Annotated in this window: 6 protein-coding genes, 1 tRNA gene and 1 pseudogene; 5 read left to right on the forward strand and 3 right to left on the reverse strand. The window is 72.0% G+C overall.

Going from position 1 to position 10,599, the window contains the following annotated elements:
- The first annotated feature begins 10 nt into the window (after positions 1 to 10).
- Complete coding sequence (locus C1J00_RS29780; protein WP_102912091.1) at positions 11 to 1,552, forward strand: aldehyde dehydrogenase family protein; 1,542 nt, start codon at positions 11 to 13, stop codon at positions 1,550 to 1,552.
- Positions 1,553 to 1,735: 183 nt separating this feature from the next.
- On the opposite strand, the gene C1J00_RS29785 is transcribed toward C1J00_RS29780, so the two are convergent.
- Positions 1,736 to 3,067: a DUF2254 domain-containing protein gene (locus tag C1J00_RS29785; RefSeq protein WP_102912092.1), complete on the reverse strand. Its 1,332-nt coding sequence runs from the start codon at positions 3,065 to 3,067 to the stop codon at positions 1,736 to 1,738.
- A gap of 142 nt (positions 3,068 to 3,209) precedes the next feature.
- Between C1J00_RS29785 and C1J00_RS29790 the strand changes: the two genes are divergently transcribed.
- Positions 3,210 to 3,294, forward strand: a tRNA-Leu gene (locus tag C1J00_RS29790).
- Between the two features lie 279 nt (positions 3,295 to 3,573).
- On the opposite strand, the gene C1J00_RS29795 is transcribed toward C1J00_RS29790, so the two are convergent.
- Positions 3,574 to 6,426: a tetratricopeptide repeat protein gene (locus tag C1J00_RS29795; RefSeq protein ID WP_102912093.1), complete on the reverse strand. Its 2,853-nt coding sequence runs from the start codon at positions 6,424 to 6,426 to the stop codon at positions 3,574 to 3,576.
- 95 nt (positions 6,427 to 6,521) lie between these two features.
- On the opposite strand from C1J00_RS29795, the gene C1J00_RS29800 reads away from it, so the two are divergent.
- Both C1J00_RS29800 and C1J00_RS29805 read left to right on the forward strand, forming a co-directional pair.
- Positions 6,522 to 7,364, forward strand: a complete 843-nt coding sequence (locus C1J00_RS29800; protein WP_102912094.1) for an NmrA family NAD(P)-binding protein — start codon at positions 6,522 to 6,524, stop codon at positions 7,362 to 7,364.
- 10 nt (positions 7,365 to 7,374) lie between these two features.
- A pseudogene (locus C1J00_RS29805) lies at positions 7,375 to 7,749 on the forward strand (YceI family protein); the annotation flags it as partial.
- A gap of 73 nt (positions 7,750 to 7,822) precedes the next feature.
- Here C1J00_RS29805 and C1J00_RS29810 read toward each other — a convergent pair.
- The gene (locus C1J00_RS29810; RefSeq protein WP_102912095.1) at positions 7,823 to 8,206 is read right to left on the reverse strand and encodes a DUF6083 domain-containing protein; all 384 of its coding nucleotides are present in this window, start codon (positions 8,204 to 8,206) and stop codon (positions 7,823 to 7,825) included.
- Between the two features lie 508 nt (positions 8,207 to 8,714).
- Here C1J00_RS29810 and C1J00_RS29815 point away from each other — a divergent pair.
- Positions 8,715 to 10,448, forward strand: a complete 1,734-nt coding sequence (locus C1J00_RS29815; RefSeq protein WP_102912096.1) for an elongation factor G — start codon at positions 8,715 to 8,717, stop codon at positions 10,446 to 10,448.
- The last annotated feature ends 151 nt before the right edge of the window (positions 10,449 to 10,599 follow it).

The raw sequence follows: 10,599 nt of genomic DNA on the forward strand, positions 1-10,599 counted from the left end.
GAGCAACCCCATGGCACCCACCCTCACCCTCAAGACCGGCACGTCCTGGCCCGACGCGTGGCGGCGCTGTCTCGCCGTCGCTCCCGAGGCCTTCCGTGACGACCGGGTCCTCAACCACTGGAACGGCGCCTGGCAGGACGACGGCCGGGTCCTGCCCGCCGTCAGCCCCGTCGACGGCAGCCCGATCGCCGGCCCGCCACGCCTGGACGGGACCACCGCTCACCGGGCCGTATGCGCCGCACTCGACCAGCACCGCGCCTGGCGCCATCTCCCCCTGGAGGAGCGCCGGGCCCGGGTCGCGGCCACCCTCGACGCGCTCGCCGAACACCGCGCTCTGCTCGCGCTGCTGCTCGTCTGGGAGATCGGCAAGCCCTGGCGGCTCGCCCAGGCGGACGTCGACCGGGCCGTCGACGGGGTCCGCTGGTACGTCGACGGCATAGAACCGATGCTCGCCGGGCGCGCCCCGCTGGACGGCCCCGTGTCCAACATCGCCAGCTGGAACTACCCGATGAGCGTGCTCGTTCACGCAATGCTGGTCCAGGCACTGGCAGGCAACGCGGTCATCGCCAAGACCCCGACCGACGGCGGTGTCGCCTGTCTGACCCTGGCCTGCGCCCTGGCCGCCCGCGAGGGAATCCCCGTGACCCTTGTCAGCGGCAGCGGAGGCGAGCTGTCGCAGGCGCTGGTACGGGCGCCCGAGATCGGCTGCGTCTCCTTCGTCGGCGGCCGTGACACCGGCGCCGCCGTGGCCACGGCCGTCGCCGACCTCGGCAAGCGACACGTACTCGAACAGGAAGGACTCAACACCTGGGGCATCTGGAACTACTCGGACTGGGACGCGCTCACCGCCGTGATTCCCAAGCTCTTCGACTACGGCAAGCAGCGCTGCACGGCGTACCCGCGCTTCGTCGTCCAGCGGCACCTGTTCGACGCCTTCCTGGCGGCGTACCTCCCGGCGGTGCGCACGCTCAGCGTCGGGCATCCGCTCGCCGTGGAGTACCGGCACGACCCGTACCCGGAGCTGGACTTCGGGCCGTTGATCAACGCGGCAAAGGCGAAGGAACTGCGGGACCAGGTCGCCGAGGCGATCGAGCGCGGCGCAGTACCGCTGCACCGCGCCACGCCCGGTGACGCCCGTTTCCTGCCCGGCCAGGACACCTCCGCCTACGTTCAGCCGGTCACGCTCCTCAACCCGCCCCCGTCCTCTCCGCTGCACCACGCGGAGCCGTTCGGCCCGGTCGACACGATCGTCCTGGTCGACACCGAGGCGGAGCTGCTGGCCGCGATGAACGCCTCCAACGGCGCACTGGTCGCCACGCTGTCCACGGACGACCGGGCGACGTACGACCGGCTCGCCCCGCACATCCGCGCGTTCAAGGTCGGCCACGGCACGCCCCGCTCCCGGGGCGACCGCGACGAACTGTTCGGCGGGCTCGGAGCTTCCTGGCGCGGCGCGTTCGTCGGCGGTGACCTGCTGGTGCGCGCCGTGACGCGGGGCCCGGAGGGGGAGCGGCTGCCGGGGAACTTCCCGGAGTACCAGTTGCTGCCCTGACGAGGGGGTGCGTCCGGCGCCGGTTCGCCACGCGGTCCGTCCCGCGGCGGGTTCCGGCGTCGGACGCCGGACACGGTCCGACGCCGCTCCGGCCAGGCCGGGTGGCCCTGCCGCCGCCCCGAGCGCCCTCCGTGACGCCGCCCGGGCGTCTTCCGCCACGTGTCCGGGCGTGCCCGGGGTCCCTCAGCCGATCCCCTGCCGGTCCGGGCGCAGTGTGAACTCCCGGTCCGCCGGGGTCGATGCGGTCACGTCGATCGCCTGGCGGAGGAGTTCGCGATGGCGCAGCAGCGGCTCGCGCCGTTCCGGCGGCGCGAGCAGGAGCAGGTCGTCCAGGCCGGCCAGCATACGCCGGCACACCTGCGGATTCCCGGGCGCGCTCATCCGCACCTCGGTGAACCCGAGGTCCACCAGCTCGGTCCAGCGGGGCACCGGCTGCACCAGCCGCACCGCACCGGCCCGGTCCTGGTACAGGGCGGCGTCCAGCGGCCGTCGGCTCAGCGCGGCCAGGAACTGGACGACACGGTCCAGCGCTTGTACAGCGGTCGTCGGATCGTTGATCGCGGACGACAGGGCACGCAACGCGATGTCGGACAACTGCCGCAGCCCGAAGCCGAGATCCTGGTGGTAGGTCCGCTCGACCCCCACCGAGATCGCGTAGCGCAGCACCCGGCGCGGCGGGACCGGCCCGCCGTGGACCGCCAGTACCGGCATGCCCGGCACCACGAAGTCCCCGATCCGCGGGATCAGCCGCAGCACGACCCCGTGCTTGCGCGCCACCCGCACCAGCCGCGCGACGTGTACGTCCCGCAGCACCCCCGCCCGGCCCTCGTGCGGCACCCACGCGGTTACAGCGCCCAGGCCGGAGGCCTCCTGCCCGCCCACCGGCACGGGCATCGAGGCGGCCACCCGGAACGACTCAGAGGCGATCCGCGCGATCACGTGGCTGATCCGCATCAGCCTCAGAGTGGCGTTCACGTACAGCACGAAGAGCAGCAGGCTCAGCCCGACCATGCCGAGGGTGAGTACGGACTGCACCAGCGGCACCGACGTGACGGCCCGGGGGTCCTCGACACTGTCGAAGCTCGTCAGGACCAGCAGGGTCAGCACGAAGGTCGCAAGGAACACCGCGAAGGTCGCCTTGGTGATCCGGCTCCGGACGAAGAGCCGCACCACGCGGGGGGTGAACTGCCCGCTCGCCATCTGCACGGCCACCAGCGAAATGCTGAAGACCACACCGATGAAGGTCATCATCGCCGAGCCGACCGCGGTCACCACGGCCTTCGCGTCCTCCGCGAACCGCAGCAGCTCGTCGAGCGTCTCGTAGTCCCGGTCCTCCTGGAGCGCGTCGACGATCGCCGCGTCGAGCACCTGCGCCCCCACCCAGACGACGAACACGCTCACCATCGCCGCGGTCGGGGCGAACCAGAACGTGTCCCGCAGATGCTCCCTCAGCGGTGACAGCGCACGCGGGCGACGCCCGGCCGAGGAGCCCTGCGTAACCATCCAGTCACTCATGGTGCGACCCTAGAGGTATCGGAGCGCGAGGTCCCGGACCCCCGCCAGGTGCACGGAAACGCAGGTGAAAGGCACTCCGAAACCTTGGTATTGTTGTCCGTGTCGCCGCGGGGAACACCCCTGGCAAGGCGGCAGACACCTGGTCCGGGTGGCGGAATGGCAGACGCGCTAGCTTGAGGTGCTAGTGCCCTTTATCGGGCGTGGGGGTTCAAGTCCCCCCTCGGACACAAATCAGCTCGGGCGGGTCGAGATCTTTCTCGGCCCGCCCGAGCTGTTGCGCGTGCGCACGGCTTGTCGGGGCGTCCGCACGGCCTGTCGCGCGTCCGCACGGCCGGTTGTGCGCCTCGGTGACGCAGGGCGTCCAGGGTCCAGGTCAGCGGCGGCTGCCCGGGCGCCGTCCGGGGTGCGGCGCATCCTCGGGCCCGTCTGAGCGCGCCCTCATGGAAGAAGCGGACGTCGACGACGCGGAGGAGCCGGGATGACCACGGAAGCGACCGGGGCCGGCGTCACTGCGGCGGGAGCGTGCTGGTGACGCCGGCGCCGGGGCCCGGTGTCGCTGCGTTCCCGCCCGGTGAGTGCCGGGTGATGAGGCGCAGGACGGACCTGACGAGTCTCGTGACCCAGGCGTGCCGGTCCACCGGCTTGCCGCCCACCGTCTCGTCGACCTGACGGATGAGCCTGAGGCCGCCCGCCAGGAGCCGCGGGCCGGGGCGCAGCAGAAGTACCGATGCGACAGAACGGGCCAGTCCCGGCCACTCCTGTTGCACGCAGACGATGGCCGAGAGGCGGATGGCGGCGCCCAGGGCGGCGCGATCGGTGTCCATGTGCTCACGCAGGAGGGTGACGAGGGGTCTCGCCAACCGTGCCTCGGCGGTCGCGACGGAGATGTCCAACTGCAGGGCGAACGACCGTGCGAGATCATCGATCGCCTCGTCCTGGCGACCGTCGTAGATACGGGTGATGCCCCGCCCCCCGAGGCACCATGTGTGGTCCGGCGCCATGGACAAGGCACGACTGAAATTCTGCTCGGCCTCCTCCAGCCGGCCGGCCTCCCAGAGCACCCATCCGTATCGGGCGAAGGCGACCGGCGGCGCTGCGGCGAGCTCCGTCCCCTGCGCCAGCCGGGGCAGGGCCTCGTCGTCCCGTCCGAGGCAGTGCAGTGCCCAGCCCTGGTAGGCGAGGAGTTCACTCCGGTGCGGGGAGGGGAGGTAGGCCTCGGCCAGCAGTCCGTCGGTGTGCTTCACGACCTCCGTGTGGCGGCCCAGCCGGCCGAGAAACCGTAGCCACGCCAGCCGGTACCAGGAGCTCGGCGGGGCGTACTGTGCCGCTCGCGCCATCTCCCGCAGGGCTTCGTCCCGACGCTGTGTCTCCCACAGGATCAGCGAGCGTTCGGCGCGGGCCGCCGCGTATTCCGGGTCGATCGCCAGAGCGCGGTCGAGATCGGACAGCGCTGCCGCGATGTGCCCCTGCATCCGCAGCGCCTGAGCACGCCCGACGTAGGCCCAGTCGAGATCCGGGTTCAGCTCGATGGCGCGTGTGTAGTCCGCTCGTGCCTGGTCCGGCCGGCCGGTCAGCAGGTACGTGAGCGCGCGCTCCACGTGGGCCACCGCATCGTCCGGCGCCAGTGTGAGAGCCGCAGCGAAGTCCCCGTGTGCCTGGGCATATCGCTCAGCGCGGCGATGGGCCCGGCCACGAACGAGTCTGGCCCGCACCTGGCCGGAGGGGGGCAGTCCCGGATGTCCCAGCAGCACGTCCAGCGTGCTCACGACAGCCGACGCTTCCTGTCCCGGAGCGGACGTCAGCCGGTCCCCCCACGTGGTCAGGGCTTCGTCCGCCGTGTCCGCCGCCGCCTGCGCAAGCAACTGGGCCCAGCGACGCACCGCGCCCCCGTCGTGCTCACAGGCCTCGGTGATTTCCGCGAGCGCCTCGGGAAGCGCTTGTCGGGGATCGGCGCACAGCCGGTGGTACGTCTCGTTGCAGCGGTGGTCACGCCACAGGGGATCCGTCCAGCGTTCCTCTTCGGGCAGATTCTCCTCGCACCGCAGCCGCCACGACCGGTAGAGCTCGGCGAGGGACGTGTGGTCCTGCTGCCAGCGCGTGGGTGACTGAGTCCGCTGCAGACGCAGCATGGGGGTACGGACGACATCGTGGTATCGACACTGGCCGGCCCGGTCGGTCACGAAGGCGAGTCCGCGCACCCACGGGTACTGGTCGGCGGCTTCCGGCGGGACAACGGAACGGTAGACATCCTCGTTGAAGCGAAGGGGAAGGGCGCAGGCCAGGGCAGCAGTACGTCGAGCCGGGTCGGTCTCCCACTTGAGGAAGCGCTCGACCGCCGTACCGGACGGGTCCGCCACCGCCCCCGCGTCGGAAGGCCGCGCCTGTGCGAGCGTGTGCACGAGAACGGGCAGCCGGCCCGACAGGTGCAGGATCACTTCCACCACCTGCTCGACGGTGATGCCCTGCAGGGCGAGGAGCGCCCGCGCCTCCTGCTCCGTGAAGACGTCCAGGCTGACGTCGTTGACCAGGTCCAGCCAGTCGCCCCAGAATCGTGTGTCGAGGCGCCCCTGCCCGGCCAGCACGATCTGTACGTTCGCCGCCAGCGCACCGTGGACATCGGTGAGGGCGATGTCGCGCAGCCAGGCATCCAGCGCGGGGCCCGTGCGTTCGTACACGTCGATGAAGAGGACGACCCACGGCCGCCGCTCCGCCAGTTCCGCCAGATCCTCCAGGAATACCGGTGTGAGCACTCCGACGGGGTCCAGCAGCAGCCGCACGTCGTCGGGGGAGCGCAGACGGCCGCCGACGGCGGAACCCAGGCGATGTGCCCCCTCGACGACTTGCGCCGCGTCCACCGCCCCGGCGAGCGCGCCCACCACGGGCACCATTCCGAGGCCCGCGAGACCGACCTGCGCCGCGATGGTCCGGGGCAGGGAGGGCTGCGGTGACGGTTCCCCGATGCTCTCCTCTTGAGGCGGTTGCGCTCTCAGCGCCTGCTGGGCCTCGTGCAGCCGCTGCTGATAGTGCGCCAGCCGCTTGTCGAACCTCTTCATCGGAAGCGCGTGACGGCTCAGCCGCTCGCTGATGGCTGCCATCGCCTCGACAGCACTGTGAACGGGATCGGCGAGATGGACCGCGGCAGCGCCGTGCTCGTCGGCGATGGCGACCCACTGCCGCAGCAGAGACGTCTTGCCCACACCGGCGATGCCGTGCACGTGGTGGAGGAACTGGTAGTCGTCCGCCTCGGGATTCCGGGCGAGATTCGTCCGGAAGGTGCTGATCTCATCGCGTCTTCCGACGAAGCCGCTTCGTCGTCGGCGGCGAACCAAGTCCTGCCGCGTGAGCCGTCGTTCCGCCAATGCCCCCACCCCCTGCGGACCAGTATGGGAAGCCGGGGCATCTCTTCCCGGCCTTGCGGACAGAAGGTGACCGCAAGCCTTCCTAGGGTCATGGCATGACTCAGACGCAGAAGATCCTCGTCACGGGCGCCACCGGAACCGTCGGCCGTCAGGTCGTCGCCGAACTGCTCGACCGGGGCCACAAGGTGCGTGCCCTGACGCGTGAGGCCACGAGGGCCTCCTTCCCGGCCGGTGTCGAGGTGGTCGAGGGCGACCTGACCGAGCCCGACGGCCTGGCCCCGGCCCTGGAGGGCGTCACCGGCCTCCATCTGATCACCTTCGGCGGTGCTGCCTTCAGCCCGCTGGAGACCGGCCCCCGGCTCCTGGAGCTCGCCCGCTCCGCCGGGGTCCGCCGCGTCACCGTGCTGCACGGCGGCGGCCCCACCCCACTCGAGGACGCGGTGCGCGCCGACGACGGCGTGGACGGGACCGTACTCATGCCGGTCGAGTTCATGGCCAACGCCCTGGAATGGGCGGACGGGATCGTGGCGGCGGGCGAGGTGCGGGAGCCGTTCGTCGACCGGCTGAGCTCCATGGTCCACGAGGGCGACATCGGCGCCGTCGCCGCGGTCGCCCTCACACAGGAGGGGCACGGCGGCCAGGAGTACGTGATCACCGGCCCGGAGGTGCTCACCGTCGGCGACAAGGTGAAGACGATCGCCGCAGCAGTCGGCCGGGAGATCACCCTGGTCGAGCTGACGCAGCAGCAGGCCCTCGCGCAGTGGCGGGCGGCGGGTCTCCCCGAGGACGTCGTCGGCTTCCTGCTGGAGGCGTACGGGAACACCCCGGAGGTGGGCCGTACGGTCTCCGGCGCCGTGGAGAAGGTCACCGGTCGCCCGGCGCGCAGCTTCGCCCAGTGGGCCGCCGAACACGCGGACGCCTTCAGGGGGCGGTCCTGATCACCACCGGCACAGCACCCGCGACAACCACCTGCGGTCCGCCGGCTTCCTCGACGTCGAGCGCTTCTCGCACTTCGACTTCACGAGCGCGCGCTTCGCCTACCGGGGCGGTAGCGAGTGGGTGCTGCAGGGCTCCCTCACGATGCACGGCGTCAGCCGCTCGGTGGCCCTCGACACGACGTACCTCGGCACGGTGAACGGCGGCTACGGCCAGGAGTCGCGCTGCGCGGCCCTGGCCACGGCGGAACCGCACCGCGAGGACTACACACTCAACTGGCGTCCCATGCCGGCCCGGGGCATCACCGTGGTCGGCCCGACCGTCCGGCTGGACCTCGACGTCCAGGCCATGCACCGCACCCACGACACCCCGACCCCGCCCAGATAGCGGTCCGGCCCGGGCCTTTCGGAGGCCCGGGCCGGGCTCCGCGCCTCGGCTCCGTCCTACGGGCGAGCCACGCCTACCCGGCGTCCGGCCATGCCTGCGGCGGGCGGGGCGGTTCCGGGTCGGTCCGCCGCTGCGCCGCCCGGGCATTCTCCGCCCGCAGGGCCGTCAGCCACGGCCAGAGGTCCGGCAACGGCTGCTTCGAGCAGGTCAGCCGGTGCTCGATCCGGCAGCGCTGCGATCCGTCCGGCGGGCACACCCCGTACACCGTGACACGACCGTCCGACAGGGTGATCCACCGGTGCTCCGCCGGCACGAGATGCGCCAACACCTCCACCCCCGGCTCCAGCAGAACCCAGTCCTGCTCGAGCGTCGCCACGCGATCCTGCGGCAACCGACAGCGCGGACACGCGTACTGGCCGACCTGCAATCGACGCAGCCCGTCATCAACAGCCCCCATACGGCCAGAGTCCGCAGTCACCGGCCCCGCGAGTAGAGCGCGAACCGGACGATGCAGCTGAGCCGCTCCGACACCAGAGGGGCGAAGCGAGGCTCGGTAGGTCCAACCAGTAACCACCGCCGGATCCCCGGCGGCCGATACGCGACGGAACCCCGGACTTCTGGCACCCGCGGGACTCCGCAATAATCCCTGGCCCACGCCCCATTGCCCTCCCTACACTCACCCATGTACCCGCGCCGCCCACGATCCGCGCGGTGCACCGCTGTGACGGACGAAGGGAGACGGCCATGCGTGACCACACCGCTGTCGCCGTCTTCCTGCCGCGCTACGAGGTGATCCTCGTGTCTTCGCCGTCCCGGTGCCCGCTGCGCGGCGGCATCGGCTGACCGGACGAAGAACGCCGGACGCGGAAACACCCTGACGTGCTGTCAGGGCAGTGTGCCGCCCCGCCCTGCTCGCCCGGACATCGCGCTGCCCCATACCCGATCGCACCGAAAGGCCCCGGGCCGTGCGCACCCACCTCAACCCGCTCGCCGTCGTCCGCAACCTCGGCATCCTCGCCCATGTCGACGCCGGCAAGACCACCGTCACCGAACGGATCCTGTTCGCCACCGGAACCACGCACAAGCGCCTCGACGCCGCCGTGGCCTCGATCCGGGAGCGGTTGCACCCGGCGCCTCTGGCCGTACAGCTCCCGGTCGGCGCGCAGGACTCCTTCACCGGCGTCGTCGACCTGGTGCGCATGCGCGCACTGCTGTGGGCCGACGACGGCACCGCCGAGGACGTGCCGGTGCCAGGCGACCTGCGGGGCGAGGCCCTGGCGCGCCGCCGGTCGCTGGAGGAGGCCGTGGCGGAACTGCACCCGGGCGCACTGGAGGAGTTCTGCGCTACCGGCGCGCTGTCCGAGGGGACCCTTTCCTCGGCGCTGCGCGAGGTGACCCGGGACGGTGACGGCGTGGTCGTGCTGTGCGGCTCCGCGTACCGCAACCGCGGTGTCGAGCCGCTGCTCGACGCGGTCGTCGCCTACCTGCCGTCACCGTTGGACGTGCCGCCGGTCAGCGGTACGCACGACGGCGAGGAGCAGGCCCGGCCGGCCGACCCCGCGGCACCTGCGGCCGCCCTCGCATTCAAGGTGCACGCCACCCCGACAGGACGGCTGACCTACCTGCGGATCTACTCCGGCACCATCGAGAAGGGAGACGCCCTGTGGGACGCGAGCGCCGGGCGCGGCGAGCGGATCGGGCGGATCCTGCGTGTGCAGGCCGACCGGCACGCCCCGCTGGACCGGGCAGTCGCCGGGGACATCGTCGCCGTGGTCGGGCTGAAGAACGCCCGCGCCGGCTCGACCTTGTGCGCACCGGACGCGCCGCTCGTCCTGGAACCGGCCGGTGTGCCCGAGCCGGTGGTGTCGGTCGCGGTCGAGTCCCGCCGGTCCGGTGACACCGACCGGCTCGTGTCGGGGCTGGCGCGACTGACCGAGGAGGATCCCTCGCTGGCCGTGCGGTCCGACCCGGAGACCGGGCAGACGGTCCTGTCCGGCATGGGTGAACTGCACCTGGAGGTGGCGGTGGAGAAGCTCCGGCGCGAGCTGGGCCTGGAGGTCAACGTCGGCCGCCCCCGGGTCGGTTACCGCGAGACCGTCGGCCGGGGGGTGTCCGGGCTGGTGTTCCGGCACGTCAAACAGGACGGCGGGGCAGGGCAGTTCGCCCATGTCGTCCTCGACGTGGAGCCGCACGAGGAGGGAGGGTTCGCGTTCCGCTCGGCCGTCGTCGGCGGGCGGGTGCCGCAGGAGTACGTCCGGGCGGTCGAGGCGGGCTGCCGGGACGCCCTCACCGAGGGGCCGCTCGGCGGGCACCCGGTGACCGGGCTGCGGGTCACCCTGACCGACGGGGCGACCCATGTGAAGGACTCCTCGGACACGGCGTTCCGCACGGCCGGCCGGCTCGGTCTCCGGGAGGCCCTGCGCGCCTGCGCGATGGTCCTGCTGGAGCCGGTCGTCGAGGTCACGGTCACCGTGCCCGAGGACGCGGTCGGCGGCGTGCTCGGCGATCTCGCCGCCCGGCGCGGGAAGGTGACCGGCTCGGTCACTCGTGCGGGCGCGGCGGTCGTCACCGCCACCGTGCCGCTGGCCGAACTGTTCGGCTACGCGACCCGGTTGCGCAGCCGCACCCAAGGCCGTGGCACCTTCACGGCCCGGCCGACCGGCTACGCGCCGACGCCGGTCGCGACGCCGGTGCGGTAGCGCCGGGAAAGGCCCCTCCCGGAAGGACGCTGTTGGTAAATCCGCCCCGCTGGATCTCATCCAGCGGGGCGGATTGCTGCGAAGGGGGAGACGCGGGTGCGGGCGAGGGGTCTGCCGGTGAGCCAGGCATCAATGCGGGCGAGGTTGATCG

Origin of the sequence: Streptomyces cahuitamycinicus, from assembly GCF_002891435.1 — a bacterium.
GTDB classification, from domain to species: Bacteria; Actinomycetota; Actinomycetes; order Streptomycetales; family Streptomycetaceae; genus Streptomyces; species Streptomyces cahuitamycinicus.

What these genes read in the sequence shown, in the direction of transcription:
- C1J00_RS29780 (WP_102912091.1), top strand. Translation starts at nt 11, where the DNA reads ATGGCACCCACCCTCACCCTCAAGACCGGCACGTCCTGGCCCGACGCG.
- C1J00_RS29785 (WP_102912092.1), bottom strand. Translation starts at nt 3,067, where the DNA reads ATGAGTGACTGGATGGTTACGCAGGGCTCCTCGGCCGGGCGTCGCCCG.
- C1J00_RS29800 (WP_102912094.1), top strand. Translation starts at nt 6,522, where the DNA reads ATGACTCAGACGCAGAAGATCCTCGTCACGGGCGCCACCGGAACCGTC.
- C1J00_RS29810 (WP_102912095.1), bottom strand. Translation starts at nt 8,206, where the DNA reads ATGGGGGCTGTTGATGACGGGCTGCGTCGATTGCAGGTCGGCCAGTAC.